We start from the raw sequence: 24480 nt of genomic DNA, 5'->3' as shown, positions 1-24480 counted from the left end.
GCCCTGGCCATGGACGAACACGTGCCGCTGCCCATCGTCTCCAAGACGCTGCGCCAGTCCACCTTCTCCACCACCGTGGACGTCTACCACTACCTGACCAGTCAGGCCGTCCGCGAAGCCGTCGACGCCATCAACCACACCCTCGACCAGGCCGACCACAACGCCCTGCACGGCGACCACGCCACCCGAATCCCCCGCGCACCACGCCTGACCACTCAGCAGGCACGGGAAAACGACACAGCGTCGCCAACCAGCGCCCCGGCCAACCCCTCGGGACCACACTGCGACCACCAGCCGACGAACATCAAAAAGGCCGCCTCCACCTATCGGTGGAAGCGGCCTACGACCTGCGAAAACGCTGGTCGGGACGACAGGATTTGAACCTGCGACCCCTTGACCCCCAGTCGCCCGGTGATGGGCATCGCTGCACGTCAGACGGTAGACAGCCCGCGCTGTCCGTTCACCGAAAGACACCTCGGCGATGAAGGTGAGCGACGTGCGGTCCCCGGCAAGTCCCCACCAAGCAGGCCATCCTGCTGCGATGGTGCCGCACCAGGATGGTCCGGAGCGACGCCGACGGCGTGACGAGCCCCGTCCACCACGATGATGCTGCGATGGTGCCGCACCGGGATGCTGCGGAGCGATCGGCAGGTGTCCGGCGGCCCAGCTCGGTGTGACCGCGCCTGCGATGGTGCCGCGCCGAGACAGTGCAGAGCGACTTGATGAATGCGGCAGTGGTGTCGTCGAAGTACTCGGCGCTGTGATGGTGCCGCACCGGGACGGTGCGGAGCAACTGGGAAAACGTCGCCGAGTTGCTGGGCCAGCTCCTCTCTGCAATGGTGTCGCGCCGTTATGTTCGAGAGATTACCGATCCTGAATGGCAAGAAAGCCGCCCTCGACGCCTTGTAGCGGTGTCGCACCGAGATGTGCGAGCGAATCGAGCTATACAGTCGGGTCGAGGGTTTCACCAATCCGCTGCGATGGTGCCGCACTGCAGGGTACGGAGGGACATGCTTTGCGGTACTGCAGGGCAGGGAAGCAAACGGGCTGCGATGGTGCCGCACCAGAAGGGCATGGGGGGGAGAGACTATCTCCTAGCACAGCAGACTTTTTGGCTGGCTTGCTGCAATGGTGCTGTACCGGGAGGGTGCGGAGAACTCGCCAGTGAGACGACCTTCGCCGAGGCGACACTCGAGCTGCGACGGTGCCGCGCCGGCGAGGTACGGAGATACGGTATTCGACTACTGCCCGCAGCCATTCGTGATGGAGCTGCGATGGTGTCGCATGAGCAGCGTGCCGAGGGATCGCGCGCAGAGAGGCCGCCCAAGAGCTGGAAGATCTACTTCGATGTTGCCGAGCTGACAGGATGCGGAGGGTTCAGCACCAGCTGAGTGCGGCTGCGCGAATCTCACCGTCGCAGCTGCCACGGTATGCGCCAATGAGATATGGAAAGGCTGCATGGCGAGGTAATTCCCCTACTTTGCGCGGAGACTGCGATGGTGCCGCACCGGGATGGTGCGGAGGAACGCGCCAGGGTCACCACACTGCCCACCGCAGGAATACCGCTGCGATGGTGTGAACCCGGGCCAACGGCGGCTGCAACCTCCAAGGCGCGCACTGCCCGGGCCAGCTGCGATTGTGCCGTACCAGCAGAGTCTGGGCTCTGCGGTCGACGGTCTGCCACATGTTGCGATGGTGCCGCATAGAGAGGAACCCGATATTCAGGCAATTCTTCCGGGAAGACGTCTGGCCCCGATCGCGCCACGCCGAAAGAGCGTGGAGGAACGGCGCAAATGCGGTCACCGTCTCAGTTCAGGACGCTGAAGGCCAGCTCCGGCCTTGTAGTTGCTGCGATGGTGCCGTACCGGGAGGGTGCGGGGGACGGCTGGGGGCCATGATCACACTGCTCGATGAGGCCGCTCTGCCAACGGCGATCCGCCCTGGCCGGGCCCGTTCCGCTTCCACTTCAAGCTGTGAGGGTGCCGCAACAGGATGGTGCTGAGCGGCAGGGAGCCGGTGTCCTCGGTGATGACTCGTACGCCAGCGCTGCGATCGTGCCGCACAGGGAAGGGGTGCAGAGGGACTTGCGGGTGCCTGCCATCGGCGTTCCGGCGTGGTTGCTGCGATGGCGCCGCACCGGACGGTGCGGATCGACAGCTGAGAGCGTCAGCGGACTACCTGGACGCGGCGCTGCGATGGTGCCGCACCAGGGAGGTGCGGAGGTGCGATGTAGTTCCCGAGCACTATGGGCACGGACCTGTGGCTGGGACGGTGCCGCACCAGGGCGGTACGGGGCGACGGGTGCGTTCCCGCGCCGGCTGCTCCTGCGGTACGCCGCTGTGTGTGTGGGGGGCATCCAGATGATGCGGAGGGAGGACGGCGGCATGACCAAAGTCATGCTGACGATCCCGCTGCGATGGTGCCGCACCAGCGAGGTGCAGAGGACCGGAAAACCGCCCTCGGAGGGAGCCACGCCGGGGTCACTGCGATGATGCCGCACCAGGACGATGCGACACCATTCAGCCAGGCAATGTGCTGGCACGTCATGGCCGACGCACTGCGCTGCTGTCGCATCAGGTGGTGCGGAGCGACACCCCGTCGCCCGCAGGGCGGCCATCCTGATCGCGCTGCGATGGTGCCGCACCGGGATGATGCGGAGCGATATCCCCTCGCTCCGTGCGGACGCTAAGGACCTCAAGCTGCGACGGAGCCGCACCGAGATGATGCGGAGTGACGGTCGAACTCCGGCGACCACTGCTGGCGGGTGACCCAGCTACGATCATGCCGCACCAGCGAGGTTCGGAGGGAAGGACGGCTTCGGGGGCCAGAACATCTGGGAACTCAACCTGCGATGGTGCCCCTGCCGGGAGGAAACGGAGGGGCCAGCAAACGGGTCCTGCTGCTCGCGGGTGGTCAGCTGACTGCGGTGGTGTCGCACCGAAACAGCGCGGAATACTCGGCCCGCTGTACCGACTCCACACGGGCGATCCGCTGCGGGGGTATCGCACAAGCGAGGTGCGGGGGAGCCAGGCCGATGAAATTGGCCCTGCGCGTCGTACGCACTGCTGAGACGGTACCGAATCGGCAAAGCACGGAGGGACGCCTTGACCAGCGCCCTGGCAGACTCGTCAACGTCGCTGCGATAGTGCCGCACCGGCAAGGTGCGGAGGGTCGTTATCCTCAAGGACACTGAACTCCTTGGCCAGCTTGTTGTGATGGTTCCGCGCCGGCAAAGGTACGGAGGGACAAGTGGCTTGACCGGATCGAGCACGAGCTGCACCCGCTGCGATTGTGCCGCGCCGGGACGGTGCTCAGGGACAGGTCAGCGAGGACGAAGTTCCGCGACCACCAGGGGCTGCGATAGTGCCGCATCAATGGGGTACGGGAGGTGCCGACCTGGAAGGTAGAGCCCTTGTGGGAAACATCGAGCTGCGATAGGGCTGCACCGACGAGGTGCGGGGCGACCACCGACGCGGTCTTTGACGGTGCACACCAGCAAGGTGCGGAGGAGTATCGAGCCTTCGCCGCCTTCATCGGCAGTGGTGATGCTGCGACGGTGCCACACTGAAGTAACGCGGAGGCGCGACGAGGGACGGCGGCATCCACTTCGCGTTCCAGGAGCTGCGATGGTGCCGCACCGGGACGGTGCGGAGCGCCGATCGACTATCTCAAGGGCGCGAGCCGCCGCTACACGCTGCGATGGTGCTGCGTCGGGACGGGTGCGGAGTGATCTGGGGCCAGGTCGTCGCGGACGAGGCTCACACGATGCTGCGGAGTGACCAGAGTGATCGCGGCCAGCACCGAGGAGAGGTCATCGCTGCGACGGTGCCGCACCGTGATGGTGCGGAGCGCCCCGAGACGTTGATGACGTTCGAGGCACCGTTGGCTGTGCTGCGATGGTGCCGCACCGGGACGGTGCGAAGCGACTGCAGCCGGCATTCAGCTGGGCACCGAGCAGACGGCGCTGCGAAAACGCCGCACTGGCGAGGTGCGCAGAAACGGTGCGGTCCTGGCGGTCCGCGGGTTCCAGCACTGGGTGCTGCGATGGTGCCGCACCGGTGAGGCGCGGAGACGACGCTCCATCCGTCGTTCTGGTCGTGGACGACTCGGTCGCTGCCATGGAGCCGCACTGGTGACGTGCGGAGGCACCCGGGTTATGCGTCGCCTCATGGGGGAGACCGGTGAAGCTGCGATGCTGCCGCACCGGATAGTGCCGAGCGATAGGCGGCATAGCCTGCGGCTGGGTCCTCCGGGAACGGCGCTGCGATAGTGCCGCACCGGTGAGGTGCGTCGCATGAAGGACTGTGAGCTCGAACTGCTCGGCCTGTGCATCCGGCTGCGATGGTGCCGCACCGGGATGGTACGGAGCGACGGCCACCACCAACCCCGACTCGCCAGCGCACTGGCTCCTGCGATGGTGCCGCACCGGGAAGGGTGCGGAGCGACGCGTGGAGTCACTGCATCTGACCGATTTGGGCGACGAGCTGCGATGGTGCGGAGCGACCACGTACGGCACGAGGTCCGTTGCGGCGAACTCGCCGCTGCGATGGTGCCGCACCCAGACGGTGCGGAGCGCCCCACATGGTGTGATGCATCAGGGCCGTGTCGATCAGGCTGTGATGGTGCCGCACCAGGACGGTGCGGAGCGCCCCCTGCAGAGGCTGCAGCCCCTCGTTGATCGAAGCGCTGCGATAGTGCTGCACCGGTGGGTATGGAGGGACATCCCCGCCGATATCCTCCTCGGCCAAGGCGACATGGTGCGATGGTGCTCACCTAGATAATGCGGGGTGACGTGTACCAGCGCCGCTGGAGTTCGAGCAGGCTAGCAGGGCTGCAATGTTGCTCTGGTGGGGCGTGTGGAGCGACAGGTGATCCGGGACGGCGCCGACGTTGCCCAGGTCGTGCTGCGATGGTGCCGCACCGAGATGGAGCGGAGTGACCTCTCGGCCCGCAGCGGGTCCTGGTGCTCTACTGCGAGCTGCGATGGTGCCGCACCCGGACGGTCCGGAGCGACTGGCAACCCGCCCGGGTCTTCGCCTTCGGCGGGAAGGAGCTGTGATGGTGCCGCACGGGAGCGCGCAGAGGGCCCGCCGTCGAGACGACCCTCGCCGAGGCGACGCTGGGGCTGTGATGGTGCCGCACGGAGGCGATGCGGAGACACCGGTGCTCACTTCCCGTTCTGGTATGAGGCATACCTACGGCGATGGTGCCGCACCGGAATGGCGGAGCGACTATCCGGCGGTACACCATCCATGAGCACGCCGACGAGCTGCGATGGTGCCGCACCGGCGGGTGCAGGGTGACTTCCCGAGTCTGGCGCAGATGGACACCGAGCGGCAGCTGCGATGGTGCGCGTCGATGAGATACGGAGGAACTCTCGGCCTGTGCCAGCTTCTGAAGGACAGCCGCGACGCTGTCATGGTGTCGTACCCGAATGGTGCGCAGCAACACCGGAATCGTCTCGGCGAGCCTGTCGACCGACGCCGGTCTGCGATGGTGTCGCACTGGTGACGTGCGGAGCGGCCACCCAGCCATCGGAAAACTCCGCGATGGCGTTGAACCTGCGATGGTGATCGTAGGAGGCAGGGCCGACCTCCTTGGTGTCGCTGCGATGGTGCCGCACCGAAAGGGTGCGGAGGGACACCACGAGGCCCGGATGCGGGCACTTGAAGCATGGCGGCTGCGATGGTGCCTATGGAGTGGCCGGAGTCTGCGCGGGACAGACTGCCCGTTGTGGCGATGCGGCAGTGGTTGCGCGTCGATGGTGCGGAGGGACCGCCAAGGCCGGGTAGTTCCAGACCGCAGAGCTGCGGCTGCGATGGTGTCGCATCGGGACCGTGCGGAGCGACCGGCCTCGCCCCGCTGGCGGGCGGCTGCTGAGTAGCGCCGACCCTTGGTGGACAGCGGGGCACCCAGAATTTGGGCCGCAACGGCAACGTAGCGGGATAGTGCGGAGAGATCACTGGGTGCCCATAGCCCGGCTGGCCGCCGAAGGGCTGCGATGGTGCCGCACCGGGGAAAGGTGCGGAGCGATGGCCAGTGAGCTGGCGAGTCCGGGTTGATAGTGCAGCTGCGACGGTGCCCCAACGGTGTGCTGGGGAGGATCCTTCTGGCAGAGGAACGGCAGGGCCACGTATACCTGCTGTCATAGTGCGCACCGGACTTGCACAAAAGGCCCGCTAGGGAGGCGCCCCTCGCCGAGGCGACGCTGGAGCCGTGATGGTGCCGCAACGGGACGGTGCGGAGCGACAACCCGCTCGGGCAGATCCCGATCGTCCACATCCGGCTGCGATGAAGCCGCATTGAAACGGTGCGGAGCGACCCGTCTTGACGCCCTTGGACGAGCCGAGGAACTCGATGCTGAGATGGTGCCGAGCGACGTTCTCGGCTTTCGCGGCCAGGCTGCCGCTGGGCTAGCTGCGGTGGTGCCGCACCCAGATAGTGCGGAGCGACCCCGGTACGTGCGGGTCGTCGCAGTCGACATCGCGGGGCTGCGATGGTGCCGCACCCAGATGGTGGGTAGCGACGGCAGTTGAGCTGCCGGTTCGGTCGTACAGCGGGGGGTGTCGCTGCATCTGCGGGGGCGCCCTTCGGAGCAATTCAGACTTACTACTTCGGTGCGGTGGGGTGCTTTCGTGTGTGCTTAGGGTTTCGAAGTCATGGCGGGCCGGGGCCTCGTTCTGCGTGTTGGCCTGTTGACTTGTCAAGGATCGGGTGTCAGAGGGGTGGCCGGAGGTGAAGTTCAGGGCCAGAGGTGGCGGCTGGCGGCGAGGGGGCCGTTGGATTGTTTGAGGCCGGTTCGGGGGGCGGTGTAGAGGGCGGTGACGCCGAGGTTGGTCAGCATTCTGACGTTGCGGTTGGTGCCGGGTTCGGTGGCGCGAACGGCGGGGTGTTCCAGGAGGACGGTCACGTCGGTGGTGGTGAGTGGTGGTGTCCAGGCGGGCCAGCGTAGGGCACCGCGGCTGTTGGTGGTGTCCCAGCTGGTGGCGGCTTGGGTGCGTCCGGTGGCGGTGAGCCGGAAGGTGGCCAGGGCGTGGAGGGCGAGCCAGGTGGGGCCGGGGGCTCCGCGTTGGTAGGCCTTACCTTCGGAGTTGGTGTGGGCGTCGCCGAGGGAGCGGTGGTCGAAGTTGGCGGACGCGTAGTCGGGGATGCGGCGCCAGCCGTCCAGGGCTGAGCGGATCTGCCGCAGGTCATTTTGGCAGCCGAGGACGGCTTTCTGCATCAGGCCGGTGATGGTCATCTGGCCGGCGGCGGCGATCAGCGGGGTGACGCGGGTGCGCCGCACCGTAGTGGATTCGGGCTCTTCCGTGGACTCCGGGTCGTTCTTGCCGGTCTTGGGCTTAGTGTCTTCGAAGCACATGACGTTGGCCAGGGAGGCGAACCAGCGGGCGTGGCGGTCGCTCGTCTCGCGTTCGGACTGGGCGAGTTCGCGCAGCGTCTGGTGCGCGGTATCGACGCGCATACGCAGGGCTTCGTTGGGGACGGTGGCGTCCTCGCGTGGTCGGGTCAGGAGTCCGGGAACGTGCGGGAAGGAGTCCCAGCGTTCACCTTCCACGCCGGCTGCGTCGGCGTTGTCGCTCTTCCCATCCTCCGCCTCGGCGGTGTCTGCGGGCTCCCCGGTTCCGCGTGCCGTCTTGACGGGCTTGGGCGGGAGGTGGGTGGTGAGGAGCTTGGTGAGGGTGTCGAGCGTGAGGGGTTGGTCGGTGGTGAGGACTGCTGCGCCGCCCGGGCCTTTCCAGTGGAGTAGGGGCTCGGTGGGCAGGGTTGCTGTGGTGAGTTCGAGGATGCCGAGGGCGGAGAGGAAGCCGAGCGGGTCGTCGGAGCGGAGTGCGGGGAGTTCGAGTTGGTGCATGGTCAGTTGCCTTCTTCGGAGCAGGCGATGTCGGCGAGGCGGAGGACGGATTCGAGGAGCGCCAGGCCCCAGAGGCCGTAGCGCCGGTTGAGGTCACGGAAGCGGCGTGGGCCGTTCCAGTCGCTGCCGATCACGGTGCTGGAGACGGTGACGGTGGTGTCGTCGGGCATGGTGCACTCGACAAGGACCGGCTCGGGGTCGGCGAACGCGGGCAGCATCGGGCGGGCGTAGCCGTGGTGGGCGGCGACGAGGTGGGTGACGAGGTCGTGGTCGAGCCCTCGGGCGGCGTCGGGGTTGGTGGCGAGCCAGGCTTGGACGGCGGCGGCGCTGAGGGCTTCGTGGCGTAGGTCCTTGGACCAGTTGGCCAGGCGGGCGGCGTGTTGGCGGGCGGCGCGGTCGGCGGGGTCCATGCCGGACTTGGCGAGGGGTTCGGGCAGGGATTCGGCGAGCAGGCGGTCGCCCGAGCAGAGCATGCACAGGAACCTAGGGTGGTGTTTTCCGCAGTCGTGGGCCCTGGCTGCCAGTACGACGGCGTCGACCAGGTCGTCGGGCAGTCCGAGGGCTTGAGCGAAGTCGCGGGCGCGTTCGCCGACGGCCTGGTGGTGGTGTTTGAGGGTGACGGTGCGGGTGAGGCTGCTGCTATCCGGGTCCTCGTCGTCCACGGCGACCCGGTAGCGGTCGGCGTCGGTCAGCCGGGGCGGGACGAGGACGATCCGGCCCGGACCACCGTGGTCGATCAGCACCACTCCGGCCGCAGCCGACCGTCCGGCGCGCCACTCGGCGACCGCCAGCAGGTTCTCCAGGCGCTGGCGCAGCGCCGGGGCGTGTCGGGCGGGGCCGTCGGGCGGGGTGTCGGTGGGCAGGGCGGTGAGCAGGTTGGTGATCGCGGCGCGGACCGCGTCGGTCGTGCTCACGGCGTCCGGGTCGTCGGGGTCTGCGGTGAGGTCGGTGTGGGCCTGCTTGATGATCGGGGTGAACTGCTCGGGGGCGGTGCCGGTGGTGCTGGCCAGGACGACGGGGTCGAGGCGTAGCGGGGTGCGGGTGTTGTCGGTGGGGTGGTCGCCGAGGTCGGGGACTGGGGTGTCGGGGCCTGCGGTCCAGCCGTAGGCGTCGTGGCCGCCGGCGGTGGTGGGCAGGACGAGAGTGGCTCCGGGCTTCAGGTCGTCGGCGGCGCGTGGGGTGGTCCAGGTGCCGTCGCTCTCGCGTTGGAGGACGGTGGTGCGTAGGCGGGCGGGTGGGTTGCGGGGCTCGGGGGTGGTGTCGGCGTTGGCACCTTCGAGGTCGCTGGTGTCGGGGGTCGCGTGGGGTTGGGTGAGGAAGCGGCGCACCGCAGCGAGGGGCAGGGAGAGGGTTTCGGCGGTGTGGACGGGGGTGGTGCGGAGGCACTCGGCGAGAGTCTCGGGGTCGGTGGTGAGGTCTGCGCGCCACAGGAGTTGGACTTCGGGCTGGTCGGTGTCGAGGCCGTGGAGGAAGGGGGCGGGGGATTCGTCGGGGACGGGGATGGGGCTGGTGCGGGCGAAGGCGTCCACGCGCACCTGGTGGACAGGTGGGATGTGTTCGCCGGCGCGGGTGAGCGGTGCGGTGTCGGTGCCGTCGAGGAGGCCGGGCAGGGTGGCGGGGTTGAGGACCAGGCCGTCCAGGAGGTGGGGGGTCAGTTCGGCGGGGTCCTGGGTGTCGTGGGCGGGGGCGTGTTGGGTGAGCCACTGCCAGGTGTGGGCGGCGGCCGGGCCGTAGACGGGGATGCGGTCCGGATCCTCGGGGTTGTGGGTGCGTACGAGGATCACGGGTACGGGGCCGAGTTCGCCGCGGCGGTCGAGGCGCCCGAGGCGTTGCAGGGCGGAGGCCCAGTCGCCGCATTCGCTGACCATCGCTCCGAAGGTGCAGTCGATTCCCACTTCGAGGGTCTGGGTGCTGATCACGACGAGGGGGCGTTCGCGGTCGGGGTCGGTGCCGGTGAGGAGTTCGGCCAGCGGGCCGGTGACGAGCAGGTCGCGCTCTGCGGGCCGGCATCGGCCGGTCAGCAGGAGCACGTCCACGTCGGTGCGCCGGGAGAGTGCTTCGTGGGCGGCGCGGGCGTGGGTGATGGTGTTGGCGATCACCGCGACCGCGGGCAGCTGCAGGGTGGGCAGGACGGCGTCCAGGCCGGTCTCGGCCGCGAGCGCGAACGCCTCTGCGGGCTTCCTCGACCAGCCGCTGGCGTCCAGAAGAGTCACGTGGCGCTCGGCCGTGATCCGGCGCCCGGCGATCGGATGGGCGCGGTCGTCTTCACTGATGCCCTGGCGGGGACGGCCGCTGGTGGCGCTGGTGGCCGACAGGCTCACCACGCGAAGCGCCCGCGCCGCCAGCTCCGCGCGCGCCGCCGTCTGCTGGTAGAGCGCGGTGTCGGCGGCCGTCGCGAGCAGGGCCTTCGACAGGTGGGCCTCGTCCAGCGCGAGCAGGGCATCGTGCCCGGTCAGGGCAGCGTCGATCGGGGCGCGTTGGGGGGAAGTGTGGTAGCCGCGGAACAGCAGTCGGCTGCCGTACTGGTCCACGGTCGAGGTCACCACCAGCGGCTGGGCCGGGCTGCGCACCCAGTTCGACTCCCACCTGGTGCCGCCGCGCATCCGCACCACCTCAAGCGGCGACTCGCCTCCGCCGAGGTCGCGCAGCGCGGCGGCGACCTTCGCCCGCACGGAGCCGGGCGGCGCCCCGGTGAGGGCCGCGGCCAGCTCGACGGAGTGCTGGTGAGCCTGGTCCACCACCAAGCGCCGGTCGACGCAGAAGAACAGCCGCAGCGGGACCGTCCGGTGCCCGCGACCCGGCCCGCGGGCGTGTTCCCAGGCCAGGAGGAAGAGCCAGATGTCGATGAACGTGGTCTTGCCCAGGGCGGTGGGCACGTCGAGGTCGGGCCAGTTCGCCCCGTCGGCCACGGCGTCCAAGTAGGCGCTCTGCCAAGGGAACGGCGCCCAGCCCTCGCACCCGTCGCACACCGCGGTCCGTGTCCCGTCCGGGCAGTGGGTGTGGTGGTGGACCTCCCGGAAGAAGCTGGGGAACGCGGCCACCTCGATCGTCGGCAGCCTCTCGGTGCCCGTCACTGGTCGTCCTCCTGAAAGCTGGGCTCCGGGCGGCACAGGCCCAGGCCGAAGTTCTTCTTGCTGCCCAGCACCACCGGCCCCGTCACCGGAACCGGGAAGGTCAGGCGCACGTGGCAGCTCGGCAGCGGTCGCTCTCCGTCCTTGCGGCGCACCGGGAACCCGTCCACGCCCCGGGCCCCGGGTACGAGCGGGCCGCGCGGGCTCACCTGCACCTGCGCGGGTTCGGGTAGCCCTGCTGCGACGCAGCTGGCCGTCACCGAGTCCGCCCACGCGGCTTCCTCGTACTTCTTGGGGAAGCGGTCGAGGACCATCGGCAGCACCGTGGTCCACACCGTCGAGGGCCTCTGCCACGTCTCCGGCTGGACGGTCTGTGGCCACGAGTTCTGGTCGGCGGGACTGACCCGTACCAGGTCCAGCGGTTCCCCGTCCGTGAACCGGATCCATCGCAGGCCCCCGTCGTGGCGAAGGAGGGCGGCGAGCAGTGCCTTGCGGTCCTGCCTGGGCATCTCGCGGGGCAGGGCGATGCCCAGGCCGCGCAGCATCCCGTCGGCGTGGTGGTGGCCGGTGAACGGCAGCGCGAGGTAGGCGACTGGGCGCGGGCCGTCCGGGCTGTTCTTGTGGCCGTGGACCGTGGTCATCGCCTCGACGTCGTGACCCATCGCCTCCAACGTGCCCATCACCATGCTCCGCAGCTGGCCTGTCAGCTCCAGCGTCCACCGCGGGTCCAGCGCCACGCCCGGGGCGAAGGAGAACGTCAGCAGGTCACCGAACGGACCGTCCGCTACTGGCGCTTCGGGCCGGTTGTTGTGGTCGGGGTCGAGGTAGTGGTGGGTGAGCGACTGGCTCCAGGCCGGCCGCTGCTCCTCGAATGCCTCCTCCAGCCAGGCGAGATAGCCTCGGTAGGGGATCCGGATCGGCCGCGAGCCTCTCGGGTACTCCCCGGTGGGCGCAGGCCTCCAGCGCTGCCGCCACCCGTCCTCGTCACCGGGCTCGTCGGGGCCGCACCAGGCATCCAGTAGCCCGGCCCCGGTCGAGCGCCCGAAGTACGGCACCCGAAAGGCCAGTTCCTTCAGCACTGGGGCGAGTTCCTCCCCCGGCTCTGCGGCCCAGCTGAACACCATCCGTGTACCGGACAGCGTCTTCTGCGCCCAGGCTCGTGGCACGCCGCCAGCGGTGCGTCCCGGCAGCAGGCCGTGGGTCACCTTCTTCGGGTCCACGATGTTGGTGACCACCCACGCCGCGCGCGGGTGGTTCGCCTCCAGCGGCCTGGGCGGCACGGTGACCACTGGCGGGTCCTGGGCCTCCAGCCAGGTCAGCGCCATCCGGTGCGCGGCGTCTTCGAGGTCGGCGTGCGCGACCAGCGCACAGAACAGGCGGGCCGGGTGGGGTGGCCACTCGGCCTTCTCGCCGTCCATCGCGGTTGCCTGGTAGAGCGGTTCCAGCAGCTCCACCGAGATGTGGAAAGGCATGACGCTCTACTCGCCTTCCGCCTCGCCGATGCCCTCCAGGCGGAAGGAGCGCTCGATCGCCTGCTGCACCTGCGAGTTCGGCCGCAGCCGCACCGGCTCCTTCGACCACTTAAGGCCCGCCTCCTCGGCCCGTGAGCGCGCGAACTCGAACAACTCCAGGGCCTGCCCTGCAGTGTCCAGCTCCAGCGGCTCCGTCACCGCCACGCCCTCATGCCCGCGGCCGACCCACTCGATCCGCTCCGACACCAGCAGCAGGTCGCAGCCCGACCGCAGCCGCACCGCCGGCCCCGCGAACGCCAGCCGGTCCCCCACCAGCGCCAGCGCCGCCAGCAACGCCCTCGCTGCCTGCACGTACTCCTTCGACGCATCTCCGAAGCGCAGCGCCCGCAGGCCCGCCGTGGCCAGCGTCGCGTTCCGCTCGATCGCCTGCACCGTTACCCCGCCCATGCCCTCGACCGGCGGAATCATGCCGTGCCCGACCGCCGACGCCTTGAGCGTCTTCCCCTTGCTGCTCTTCTTGCCCGTGCCGTCGACCGGCCGCCAGCCGTCGGCGGTCAGCTCCACGTTGTCGCCGGGGAAGTTCCACTTGTCGAAACGCCCCGCCGCCCTCTTCCCGGACAGCGGATCCAGACCCACCATCTCCGAGGTGTAGGTGCGCGGCACCTTCAACTGCACGCGGCGCTTGCGGTGCGAGTCCCAGAGGCCGAACACCAGGTCCGACGGCGCCCACTCCAGGAAAGCCCTCACATCGCTGGTCCCGGTATCGCGAAGCGCCCGGCCCGTATCCGTCTCGTCGAACTTCACACCGGACTCGTCCAACGCGTCCCGGAAGTACGCGTCGCGGGAGCGATGAGGCGCGTCCAGATTCGTCATCCGAAGCTCGCGGCCCTCCGCGGTCACGTGCAGCGCCAGGTGTGGCACCACAACGTCCCCCAGATCGACGGCCTCCAGCAAGGCCGTCTCACAGCGGTTCGCCTGCGACTGCCGCTGATCCAGCAGCACCACCCTCGTACGCTGCCCGCCGACCCACCGGTCCTCGAACAACTGGCCCGGACCGTCGCTGTCCTTGAGCTTCACCGTCGGCGGCGCCACCGGCGCCCCCGCGCCAGCCACCGGCTCGTACTGTGCCACGACCCGGATCGCACCGTCCGCCGACAGCCCGCTCGCCGCCTCAGCCAACCGCTCGTACAACGCTTCCATGAAAACCCTCCTTGAGTAGAACCTCTCGGACAGTTCGCATCGAAGCAGCCCCTGCCGACAGTCCTCCCCCATTCGAGTGACGAACCATCAGATTCCTCTCTTAAGAAAGGAGTTGGGATAGAATCCGGCAGCTTCGGGCGGCCGGCACCAGTGATCTTCCCGAGGTCTCGGGCTGACGACGCAGCACCGCGAGCATCACCAGCAGAGACGGTGAGCTGGCCCCGTGTTCTCCGTATCCTTGCCTGGCACCAATGGAAGTCTCCTGCCCCTTCCTCAGCCGTTCGAGGACAAGCTCAGACCGCCCGTTATAGGTTTGGCGCAGTCATCAGCGCGGCCCGCCGGGCTTCCCTCCAGGGACATGCCCCCACCCGCACGAGTCACTTCGTGCTGCCTGGGAGCATGTCTTGCTGTTCCGCGACTCCGCGTCCGCGGTCGCCGCCGAGAGGTTGGCCGGATCACTGTTCGTGCGCCTCATCGACCAGTTCGTCCACCAGCACGGCCACAAGCCCAGCCCGTCCGAGGTGCGCTCCTGGGAGATGAGCATCCCCGAGGTGACCAACGCCCTCCTGGACGCGGGGCTGGGCATGGTGGAGGTGCTCCTCGAGTACTCGCTCCCGCTGAACAGCAAGCGCGCGGACGTCGTACTCGCCGGCGTCCACCCGGGCACTGGCGAACCGTCGTACGTGGTGGTCGAGCTCAAGCAGTGGAGCAGCGCGCTCCCGGAGGACGGTGAGCCGCTGCTGTGCCGGGTCGACGCGTACACCCGACCGGTGCTGAACCCGATCGAGCAGGTTCGCGGCTACTGCGATTACCTGATCTCCTTCAACGGGGCGCTCGCCGACCATCCCGAGCGGCTGTCCGGCGTGGCCTTCCTCCACAACGCGACGGAGTTCGGTGTCCAGGGCCTCTACGAGGTGCCGCAGGACGAGCGCGGCCGGCTCTTCACCGCCGAACGGCGCGGGGAGTTCGTCGAGTACCTGCGCTCGAAGTTGAAGCCGGTCTCCGGCGCGGAGGCGGCTGACCTGCTGCTCGCGGGCAAGGTGGCCCCGTCCAGGCAGTTGATGGCTGTGGCTGCCGAAGAGGTGCGTGAGCGCGAGCAGTTCGTCCTGCTGGACGAGCAGCGGGTCGCCTACGAGCTGGTGCTGCGGGCAGTGCGCCGGGCGCAGCAGTCTGATCACAAGCAGGTGGTCGTCATCACGGGCGGCCCGGGCACGGGGAAGAGCGTGATCGCGCTGTCCCTGCTCGGCGATCTGTACCGGCGCGGTGTGACGGCCTTTCACGCGACTGGGTCCAGCTCGTTCACCACCACGATGCGCCGGGTGGCCGGGGCGCGGAAGCGCCAAGTGCAGGAGCTGTTCAAGTACTTCAACAGCTTCATGGCGGCCGAGCGCAACGGGTTCGACGTGCTGATCTGCGACGAGGCCCACCGGATCCGGGAGACGTCGGCGAACCGCTACACCAGGGCCGCCGAGCGCACCGGCAAGCCCCAGATCGAGGAGCTGATCGACGCCGCCAGGGTGCCGGTGTTCCTGCTGGATGAGCACCAGGTGGTCCGGCCGGGCGAGATGGGCACGGTGGTGCAGATCAGGGCGGCTGCCGCGGTGAAGGGCCTGGAGTGCCAAGTGGTCGAGCTGGACAGCCAGTTCCGCTGCGGCGGTAGCGACGCCTACCTGCGCTGGGTGGTGCGCCTGCTGGGCCTCGAGCCCGGCGGCCCTGTCGGCTGGGAGCCGGACGGCAAGGTTGCCCTGGAGGTGGTCGACAGCCCCCGGGAACTGGAGGCGTTCCTCGAGGCCCGGCGTGCCGAGGGGTACGGTGCCCGCATGTCGGCCGGCTACTGCTGGAAGTGGACCACGAAGGTGGCCCCGGGGGAGCCGCTTCCCCTCGACGTACGCATCGGTGACTGGGCCCGCCCGTGGAACGTGTACGGCGACCGCTCGGTCGCCGGCGCCCCGCCGGCCGCGCTGTGGGCCACCGATCCGGCCGGCTTCGGCCAGGTCGGCTGCGTGTACACCGCCCAGGGCTTCGAGTACGACTGGAGCGGCGTCATCCTCGGGCCGGACCTGGTCTGGCGGACCGACCGGTGGGTCACCGACAGGACGGCTTCCAAGGACCCCGTCTTCCGCAAGTCCACCAGCGACGCCGACATTGACCGCCTGATCCGCAACACCTACAAGGTGCTGCTGACCCGCGGCATGATCGGCACGGTTGTGTACTCGACGGACCCGGAGACCCGCGCCAAGCTGCGCGAGCTGGTCACCGGGCAGCAGGCAGGGCTGATCGAGGTGGGGCAGGTACGCCGAGGCTGATGTCCGCCCGCCGAGTGCGCGTGTGGTCGACGCAGACGGGCCGGCGGTCGGACGGCTGCGGTCACACGGTGGACGGCGGGCTCGTGGATTCCCGGGGCTCGCCGTGGAAGACCTGTTCGGCATGCCACTTTCGGTGCCGGTCCGCGACCGGTGGGGTCCCCGCCTGCGGGCCGAGGACCAGCCGTCCGGTCAACGCGAGCACGTGCTGCCTGCTGGCCTCGCTGCGTCCGACGAAGCGTTGGGAGACGAGTACGCGGTGCCCTTCTCCCAGCCCCAGGACGCCCTTGTCGAAGAGCTTGTGGTGCAAGGAGCACAGGCACAGGCCGTTGTCGACTCTGTCCGGCCCGTCGTAGGACCACCACCGCACATGGGCTGCTTCAAGCCCGACCGTGCTCGCACCAAGCATCCCGTCGTAGCCGCAGAAGGCGCACTGGAACTCGTAGGCGGTCAGGACGAGTTCGCGCATCCGCCGGTCCCGCAGCCGTCGTGCCGCCCGCTCGCTCCAGCCCGGGGCTCCTTCGGTCAGACCCTCAGTGTCGGCCAGGTCCAGGTCGAGTCCGACGGCCTCGCACAAGTCGGTGTGCAGCGACGGTGGGAAGTGGAAGTCCAGCAGGACCCGCGCCAGTCGGCCCAGGAGCGCCGGCTCCTTTCGCAGCGCCACCCGCAACTCTGGCGCGAGCCGCCCGGTTGCACCGCTGGAGCGCAGGACCCGCACGCCGCTCCCGGGACTCCCGGGCCCCTGATCGGTCCGGACCTCCCAGACCCCGTCACTGACCAGGTGGTGGAAGGGATACGCGGGGGTGGTCGGATGGGACGGCCCGTACTCCTCCAACAGCCGCTTCAACTCCCCCTCGATCGCGCTGTACCGCAGATCGCCATCGGCATCGCGCTGGTAGCTGCCCAGCGCGTACAGCAGCAGCAGCGGTTTGTGCGGCGCCCGAACGTCGTTGCTCGTCCATCGTCTCAGCTTCGCCACTCGCTCCAGCCAGTCCATAGCGGCATAGCCTATTCCGGGGAACTCCGACGCGGCCGCGGCCGCAATCCTCCGACGCACAATGCTGGTCACGTAGCCAGGGCTTCTCCGGAGTCAGGTCGGCGACGAGTCGGTCGCGTGCCGATTCCTCGTGCAGAGCTAAGGCTTTGGGGCTCTGCGAGCTGCGATGCTGCTGCCCCAGGAAGGCAAGGAGCGGCTGCCGTCCGGGGTGAGGTGCGAGATCCCACCGGCATAGATCTCAACGCACGAGGGTGAGCTTCGGGCGGGCGCTGCGACCTTCAGTTACGGGCCGTTCGTTGTTGCCTGTTCTGCTGGTCACGATCAGGCCGAACACCCAGCTGCTCAGTTCCTTGGGGGTGACGTGGAGTTCTTTAGCCACGTCTGCGAGGCCAGAGCCCTTGGTTTTGAGGCTCGCGAAGACTTTGTCCAGGAGCTGTGAGCTTTCGCGGACGGGCATGCCCTTGGGTTCACCGGTGCGGTAGCCGCGTTCACCGAGGTCGATGAGGGTCCGCCGGTACTGCCAGTCAGTGAGGAGGCCCAAGTCGTGGAGGCGGTAGGTGAGGGAGAGGGCGGATACGTTCCAGATCGCCTTGGCTTGCAGGATCTGCGAGACGAGCGGTGAGCGGGGCATGTGGTCGAGGACGCTGGTCCGGGGCATGAGGAACGCACTTGCGAAGCTGTTGGCTTCCTGCTCGGCCTGGGGACCGATGAGCGAACGGTCTTCGCCGTGCAGGACCAGGTGGCCGAGCTCGTGTGCGGCGTCGAACCGCCCGCGTTCTGGTGTCTTGAGTGTGCTGAGAAAGACGAACGGTACGCCATGCCGCCACGTGGCGAAGGCGTCCACATCCGTGTACTCGGGGGGCAGGGAAAAGACACGGACGCCGTGGGACTCGAGCAGGTGGACCATGTTCCCCGCAGGGGCGTGGCCGAGGCCCCAGCGAGCGCGGACCATCTCGGCGGCGGTCTCGGGGTCAGGCTTTCCCAGGGTCGGTACGTCTGTTGCGGGGAGCCTGAATCGCTCTTCGATCCAGTCGTGGAGGTCGAGAGCGAGGCGGCTCGCCGCGAGCGCCCCTTCGCGCGGGCCCGCAGCGAGCTTGCTGCGGGCCCGGAAGGACACGGCTTCGAGCGGGATGGGGTCCAGGTCCGGCTGGTAGAAGAAGGACTCGGGGAAGTCGAGGGCGGCCGCCAGCTGCGCGAGGCTGTCAGCAGTCGGTTCGGTCCGCCCACGCTCATAGTTCGACAGGCTCTGAAGGCTGATTCCCGCACGGGTCGCGAGGTCGTTGAGGGTGTATCCGCGCCGCTTGCGGGCGACGACGATGCGCGAGGAATTGATCATTGCTCCTCGTCATCCTTAGCTCGTCGATGTGCTTGGCCGTCACCGCTCCTGGACGTCTACCACGTAACTTGCGGCGTGATCGCCAGTGTAGTCCTGGATCTCCTCGATTCGAACGGGGGGAAGGAGGATCCGGGCCCTCCAGCTGTCGATTCGCCCCTTCGGCCCTATCCTGTCCGGAAGTGAGAGCTCGCTGCGGATCTCCACGATGTTCGATTTCTTGCCCTCGAAGCGGTGCGTCAGCAGGTACCAGGTGGCGAGGTTCGCGTACTCGTCGTCGTCCAGCTGGACTTCGTCGTCGGGGCCGGTGGTCGGAGTGAACAGGGACAGCTGCTGCAGGCTCTGGTTGCGGGCGACTGCGGCTTCCTTGGTGATGCCTGCGGGTCGATGGCTGCGAGGTTGGGGGTTGCCCGGAAGGCCAGTGCGGGCATCGCCCAGCAGAACGCCGATCGCGATGGTTTTGTCGGGGTTGACGATCAGGGGCGCTTGCTTCGGGTCGTAGCGCTTCCAGCCCAGCTCAGTGCGGAGGAGGAAGCGGAGCTCCCGCACGCGGGTCAGGTAGTCCTGGGTTCCGCGGGCGTTCTTCGCGTCGTCGTTGGTGCATTGTTCGCGGGATCGCTCTCCGATGCGGACAGCACGGTCGAAGTACTCGGGGCGCAGGCCCATGTCGGCGAGCAGTCGCCCGCTGTCATCCGGGGTGCCGAGAGCAGCGTTGAGGAGCACGAACCCTCCGGGTCTTATAAGAATCGCACCACACATGTGGGCGAGTTTTTATAAGAGTAGCGTGTGACACTGACTCAAGTGGCGCTGGAGACACAGGGGTTGTTGCGTCACCGGGCTAGGACGGGCTGACCTGCACAGTTGTCGCAGGGGCAGCCGAGGGAGGCTCACCCTGGGGGTCGTGGTGGTGTCGGTGACTACTGGCACGCCGAGCAGTCCAGGTCGCTGGCTGACTTGTTGCCTTGCGATTGAACGCTGCTGTGAAGTGCGTAGTTGGATCGTGTGGATTCAGCGAGTGCTGCGCCTGGGCCGGGACGTCGAGAGCTGGACCGGGACGGTCCACGCTCGGTCGCCCTTGCGTGCGGGACATGCTTTGTCGTAGCAGCGCCAGTACCATCCGGCTTTGCCTCGCCTGAGGTCGAGCTGGTCTCCTTGACAGCCGGCGCATTTCGGAGGGCGGGCGAAGGCCTCGGCGTGCTCATGGTCGAGGATCTTGCGGGCGAACTGGGTGCCTCGGACGGTGAGCATGATCTCGCGGGAGTGGCTCTGGGAGAGGGTGTTCAAGCTGCCGAGGAGCACGGTCTTCTCGTCGATGACGACGATCTTCTGGTGCATGACGTTGACGGGGATCACCGAGGGCGTGACGGCCTTCAACGCGTCGAGGTAGTCGGTGAACCGCTGCTGGTTCTGGTCGCTCTGGTCGCGGACGAAGACGGTGACCCGCACGCCGCGCCGGACGGCATCCTCCAGGGCGGGCAGGAGGCTCTGTACGCGGCTTGCGACCCAGGGAGTCCAGATCCAGAGGGAGTGTCTTGCCTCGGCGAGTCGGTCGGCGAAGGTCTTGTAGAAGGAGACTTCGTCCTGGACGTCGGAGATCTCGACGTGCCGACTGAGGATATCCGCGAGCCGTGCGCCGACCGGGCCGAGCCCCGGGGCTTCTGCGGCGAGGGGGGTGACGAGGTTGGCGGCTCGGAGGGTACGGACGGTGCCAGCTTCGACCAGCTTGCGAACGGCACCGAGAGCTGTGTCGTTGTGTGCGTTCAGGATGCGGCTACGACTGCCGATGAGGTAGAGGCGGTTCTGTACGCGGGTGGTGGCGACGTTGAACAGCCGGACGCCGTTGTTGACCCAGTCTCCGGCTTCCGGTCGGCGGGAGGCCTGGGCCATCCACATGCCGCGGCCATGTTGTTCCTCCACGAGGTCGAAGATCACGACCGGGAACTCCCGGCCTTGGAAGCGATGGGCGGTGCCGACCTCGGCGAGGAGACCGGAGTCGCCCTCGATGTCTCGCAGGGCCGCCAGTGTCGCTTCTGCCTGGGCTCCGTAAGGAGTGACGATGCCGGTGGTGTCACCGTCGGCACGGTGGAGTTCCACGAGGGTCCGGGACAGGAGCAGGCCGGCTGGCCACCATCCGCTGGACTGCCCGATGCGGTGGATCTGGGCGAGGTTGCCAAGACCGTCGGTGTCGACGATGACGATCTCCGCATCGTCGACCGCTCTGGTGCGTGCCCGGGCCTGGACGGTGGGCCCTCCGGTGAGCAGGCCGTCGTAGGCGAGGGTATTGGCGAGGCGCATGACGTCCGGCCCGAAGCGGTGTTGGACGTCGAGGCTGATGCAGCCCGGGTGGGCCTGGGCGGCGGCAGGCGTGTTGATGCGGCAGTGGTCGAATACCTCGGTCAGGAGCCATCGCCGGATGTCGGAACGCTTGTTGCCCTTGAGCGCTTCTGGAAGCACGGGGCCCAGCTGCATGAAGTCCCCGAGGAGCACGGCAGTGCTCTTGGCCTTCGCCACGGCAAGGAGTACCTCGGGCAGTGTGGCGGCGCCGACCTCGTCGATGAGCACGACGTCGTACGGGCCTTCGAAGACAGTCGAGTTGGTCCGGAACCTGGCGAGGGTGGTGGCGACCAGGCGTGCCTCGCGGATGATCTGGCCTTGAGCGTCGCGGGCGAGGCGCTCGTACTGGCCTTGGAGTTCACGGTGCTGCTTGGTCAGTGCTGCCTGGCGTGTTGCGTCGGCGGCTACCAGTGGCCGCAAGCTTTCGGCTTCGCGATGAGTGTCCGGGTAGCCGCGGCGGTCGGCCTTCTTGACGTCATCGGAGGCAGCGTGCGTGAGTCGTAGTTGCTCATCGAGGTGGACGATGTGGGCACCCGCCTCCTCCTCCTGACGGCGAGTCTGGTGGAGGGCTGCCTGGGCCAGGTGCAGCTCGGTGTCAATGTCGGCAAGGTCAGCGCGGGTGATCGGGATCTGTCGGTTGAGCTTGGTGACGGCGGTGTGGGTCTGGAGCCGGTGGCGATCCACCAGAGCTCGGGCCTGCCGGACGTTCTCGAAGGCGGGTTGGTGGCGTGTGCGGATGGCATCTCGACGCTTCTCGGCGGCGGCGATGGCCGACCGGGCGCCGAGTTTGGCGAGGCCCTTCTTGGATCCGAGATCGTCAAGGGCCTGTTGAGCCTCGGCGAGCTCTTGGTGCGCGAGGAGCGCGCGGGCCTCGGCACGGGTGACGGCCTCCTCCACCTCGGCCAGCTCGGCCTCCAACGCGTCGACCCCGGCCCATGCGGTGCGGTGGACGTCGGCCGCGCCACTGATCTGCTGGGCTTGCGCCGACCGTTCTTCGGCCTGGGCGAGGAGCGGTTGCAGGAGCCGGTGCTGCTCGGAGTACGCGGCGAGTTGTGCAGTGAGATGCTCGACGGCGAACGCTGGGTCGTCGAGGCGTTGGCGCTGACGGGCGTAGTGGTCTGCGTCGAAGCCGGCGAGGCGCACCGTCAGGGCGGCAAGACGCCGGGCTCGCTGTTGCTGGGCGCTCAACTCGGCGGCCACGGCTTCACGTTGCAGGTCCAGGTCAGCGAGCTTTGCGCGCACCATGAGGGGAAGGCACACCGAGGCGTCATCGGCGATCTGCTTGAGGTGTGGCGGGCCGACGCGAACGAGTTGTCCGGGGGAGTGCCGCTGCTCCTTGACGACACCCAGGAGGGCATTGTCGACAGCGATGTTGGTGGCCGACACCAAGAGGACGCGCTTCCCGTCAGCGATGAGGTCGCTGATGGCGCGTTTGAGGACCGAGGTCTTGCCAGTGCCAGGCGGTCCCCACACGAGCCACAGTCCCGTCCCGACACAGGCCCGGTAAGCGAGGTCCTGGGCAGGCAACAGGACTCCGTGTGACAGGCCGTGCGGCGAGAGCTGCCCGCCGGGTTCGCCGCAGGCGAGCAGTCCGGCGAGCCCGTCGTCAGTGATGCCGGCAATGCCGTCGCGCAAGGCTTTGATGAGGAAGGTTGAGGGTTGCTGGTAGAGCCAGAGGCACGGATCAGCGGGTTCGGCGAAGTCGGGAACGCGGATGCGCAGCGCGGTGCCGTCATGGGTGACAGCGAGTACCGGGTAGCCGTCCTCGATGCTGTTCTCGTCGGGTTCTGCGAGCCGGAGGCCGTCGGTCTGGAGTTGGTCGGCACCGATGGTCAGGCCCCGGATGTCGACCGCGTACTCGCCGCGGCCGACGGCGACAGCGCGGCCCAGCACCCGCCAGTGGGGCTTCCGTCCGGTACCGCCCTCCACCGCCAGCCAGGTGTCGAGCGCCGTCACGATCTCTTCTCGCCAGCCCACAATCCCCCACCGCGAAAGCTCCTGCCCAATCGCTTATGTCCTACCACTGATGACGGTTCGTCGTAGGAGCATTGCCGAGATCTGGAGGCCGACTGCTCTGTCTCTCTCGGCGGCCTGGCCACGACGGCGTGCCGGCGGTGCCTCGTTAGGTCAAGGGATGCGTCCGTGGGCCGTGTGAGCGCGCGGAGCTTCGAATCGGTCACCTGACGCCTGTGGGCTGAATCGCTGCAGGTGAGGTAGGACCGGAACCGTGACGGTTCGGTGATGCCAGCGCCAACTCAGGTGCTCTCGGAGCTCGCTATCGACGACGAACCCGGCCGACGCCCTCCAAACTCCCTTCCTACGAGGTTGCTGCCTACCAAAACCACATCGGCAACCTCGGGACCGCTTACCCGCTGTCCCAACCGGACCGGCCATCGAAAGAGGAGCCCTCCCGACCATGGCCACTCACAAGTGAAACTCCCTGGTCACGACTCCCAAGGGGTGGCGGGAGATGGCGAAGTGATGGCACCTCAGGCGCTACGCTCCGCCACCTTCCGTCTGAAGGGTTGGCGGGCCACCGTGGGATCAAGCACTTCCATCCGGAGGTTCACCATGGCTGGTCACCCCGACCGGGGCCGGACTTTTCGGCGATGCGGCTGCCGTGACAGCAGCGGAAAGCAGTTCGGCGCGCGCTGTCCTGACCTCACCCGAGTTTCACGGCACGGCTCCTGGGCCTACGCCTTCGATGTGCCATCAGCCGACGGACGCCGTCGGCAGCGATGTCGCAGCGGCTTCCCCACTCGCACTGCCGCACGGGCAGCGTTGGCGCGAGCCCAGGAATGCGAGCGCACCGGGCTGGACCTCGATGAGGCGCTTACGGTGGCGGCGTATCTGGCCGAGTGGCTGGCCGCCAAGGAGGACATACTCAAGCCCACGACCTTCGCCCGCTACCGCGACTACGTGCATCGCGACCTCATCCTGGCCTTCGGCCGGCTGAAGCTAGCGGATCTCCGCGAGTGGCACATCACCGCCTGGAGCGACGCCGAGCTAGCCCGCGGACGGGGACGCACCAGCGTCTACCGGGCCAGCGCCACCCTCTCCAGCGCCCTGAACACCGCAGTCCGCACCCGACGGCTGGCCGACAACCCAGCCCGCTACGCCGTCATGCCCCGCCCCGCCGCTCCTGAGCGAATCTGCTGGACCCCATCGCAGGCTGCGACGTTCCTGCGGCACAACCACGACACGCATGGCGACCAGCTCGCGGACGCCTTCGAGGTCATGCTGGGCACCGGGATGCGCCGCGGGGAACTCCTGGGCCTGCACTGGCCGGATGTGCACCTGGCCGAACAACTGCTGCTGGTGCGGTGGAACCTCACCGCCGTCGACAACAACCACCTTCACCTGGGCCACCCCAAGACCAAGGCGAGCCGCAACTGGATCAGCCTCTCTGCTCGAGTCGTCGCCGCGCTGGAACGGCGTGCGGCAGCCGCGCGGGCCAGCTTGCCGGACGGTGCGCCCCTCGAAGGGTTCGTCTTCTGCGACCCGGACGGTGCCCCGCTGCGCCCGCAGCTGCTCCTGGTCACGCTTCGCCGCAGGTTGGCGGAACTGGGTCTGCCCCGGATCGGAGTGCACGATCTGCGGCACACGGCCGCCAGCATCATGATCAGCTCCGAGGTCCCGCTGGCGGTGGTATCGAAAACACTTCGGCACTCGACGCTGTCGACGACGGTCAACATCTACGGTCATCTGCTCCCGCACGCAGCCCGTGATGCCGTTACCGCTCTGTGCCACGCGCTGAACGAAGCCTCGCCCCCGCCTGCCGCATCGGCGGGAGAACCTCAGACATCACAGACGGCGCGTAGTTGACGAGACGTCACCAGGGCTACGGGTACTGCCATCACGTCGCCATCACCGTTCACCCGAACGAGAACAGCGGGCCTGTCATTTCTGACAGACCCG

Annotated in this window: 11 protein-coding genes; 3 read left to right on the top strand and 8 right to left on the bottom strand. The window is 68.3% G+C overall.

Features of this window, described 5'->3' with window-relative positions:
- Positions 1-9: 9 nt before the first annotated feature.
- Positions 10-381, top strand: a complete 372-nt coding sequence (locus tag AB0K43_RS12970; RefSeq protein ID WP_363638884.1) for a hypothetical protein — start codon at positions 10-12, stop codon at positions 379-381.
- 6361 nt (positions 382-6742) lie between these two features.
- Here the strand turns inward: AB0K43_RS12970 and AB0K43_RS12965 are convergent.
- Genes AB0K43_RS12965 through cas7u form a run of 4 tightly spaced genes read right to left on the bottom strand, consistent with a single transcriptional unit; the run spans position 6743 to position 13595 of the window.
- Positions 6743-7852 carry a hypothetical protein gene (locus AB0K43_RS12965; protein WP_363638882.1) on the bottom strand — a complete coding sequence of 370 codons (1110 nt, stop codon included), beginning with the start codon at positions 7850-7852 and terminating at the stop codon, positions 6743-6745.
- A 2-nt stretch (positions 7853-7854) separates the two neighbouring features.
- On the bottom strand, positions 7855-10926 hold the full coding sequence (gene cas3u / locus AB0K43_RS12960) for a type I-U CRISPR-associated helicase/endonuclease Cas3 (RefSeq protein WP_363638880.1): 3072 nt from the start codon (positions 10924-10926) through the stop codon (positions 7855-7857).
- Complete coding sequence (csb2, locus tag AB0K43_RS12955) at positions 10923-12395, bottom strand: type I-U CRISPR-associated protein Csb2 (RefSeq protein WP_363638878.1); 1473 nt, start codon at positions 12393-12395, stop codon at positions 10923-10925. Before csb2 ends, cas3u begins: the two co-directional genes overlap by 4 nt.
- Before the next feature lie 6 nt (positions 12396-12401).
- Positions 12402-13595: a type I-U CRISPR-associated RAMP protein Csb1/Cas7u gene (gene cas7u / locus AB0K43_RS12950; protein ID WP_363638876.1), complete on the bottom strand. Its 1194-nt coding sequence runs from the start codon at positions 13593-13595 to the stop codon at positions 12402-12404.
- Positions 13596-13999: 404 nt separating this feature from the next.
- Here cas7u and AB0K43_RS12945 point away from each other — a divergent pair, with 404 nt between their 5' ends.
- Positions 14000-15901, top strand: a complete 1902-nt coding sequence (locus AB0K43_RS12945) for a DNA/RNA helicase domain-containing protein (protein ID WP_363638874.1) — start codon at positions 14000-14002, stop codon at positions 15899-15901.
- A gap of 61 nt (positions 15902-15962) precedes the next feature.
- Here the strand turns inward: AB0K43_RS12945 and AB0K43_RS12940 are convergent, their stop codons facing one another.
- The 4 genes from AB0K43_RS12940 to AB0K43_RS12925 form a co-directional block, all read right to left on the bottom strand.
- Positions 15963-16895 (bottom strand): phosphorothioated DNA-binding restriction endonuclease, encoded by a 933-nt coding sequence (locus tag AB0K43_RS12940; RefSeq protein WP_363638872.1) that lies wholly within the window; start codon positions 16893-16895, stop codon positions 15963-15965.
- Between the two features lie 238 nt (positions 16896-17133).
- Positions 17134-18231 (bottom strand): ImmA/IrrE family metallo-endopeptidase, encoded by a 1098-nt coding sequence (locus tag AB0K43_RS12935; RefSeq protein WP_363638870.1) that lies wholly within the window; start codon positions 18229-18231, stop codon positions 17134-17136.
- A 39-nt stretch (positions 18232-18270) separates the two neighbouring features.
- Entirely contained in the window at positions 18271-18951 is a 681-nt protein-coding gene (locus AB0K43_RS12930; protein WP_363638868.1) for a hypothetical protein, read from the bottom strand.
- Positions 18952-19236: 285 nt separating this feature from the next.
- Positions 19237-22518, bottom strand: a complete 3282-nt coding sequence (locus tag AB0K43_RS12925; protein WP_363638866.1) for an AAA domain-containing protein — start codon at positions 22516-22518, stop codon at positions 19237-19239.
- Between the two features lie 882 nt (positions 22519-23400).
- Here AB0K43_RS12925 and AB0K43_RS12920 point away from each other — a divergent pair.
- Positions 23401-24387, top strand: a complete 987-nt coding sequence (locus tag AB0K43_RS12920; RefSeq protein ID WP_363638864.1) for a tyrosine-type recombinase/integrase — start codon at positions 23401-23403, stop codon at positions 24385-24387.
- Positions 24388-24480: the final 93 nt, after the last annotated feature.

Source organism: Kitasatospora sp. NPDC049258, from assembly GCF_040678895.1.
GTDB lineage: Bacteria > Actinomycetota > Actinomycetes > Streptomycetales > Streptomycetaceae > Kitasatospora.
The sequence above is the reverse complement of the archived record's forward strand: the minus strand, read 5'-3'. Positions and strand labels throughout refer to the sequence as shown.

Coding starts and splice junctions, on each gene's coding strand:
- AB0K43_RS12970 (WP_363638884.1), top strand. CDS start 10: ATGGACGAACACGTGCCGCTGCCCATCGTCTCCAAGACGCTGCGCCAG.
- AB0K43_RS12965 (WP_363638882.1), bottom strand. CDS start 7,852: ATGCACCAACTCGAACTCCCCGCACTCCGCTCCGACGACCCGCTCGGC.
- csb2 (WP_363638878.1), bottom strand. CDS start 12,395: ATGCCTTTCCACATCTCGGTGGAGCTGCTGGAACCGCTCTACCAGGCA.
- cas7u (WP_363638876.1), bottom strand. CDS start 13,595: ATGGAAGCGTTGTACGAGCGGTTGGCTGAGGCGGCGAGCGGGCTGTCG.
- AB0K43_RS12940 (WP_363638872.1), bottom strand. CDS start 16,895: ATGGACTGGCTGGAGCGAGTGGCGAAGCTGAGACGATGGACGAGCAAC.
- AB0K43_RS12935 (WP_363638870.1), bottom strand. CDS start 18,231: ATGATCAATTCCTCGCGCATCGTCGTCGCCCGCAAGCGGCGCGGATAC.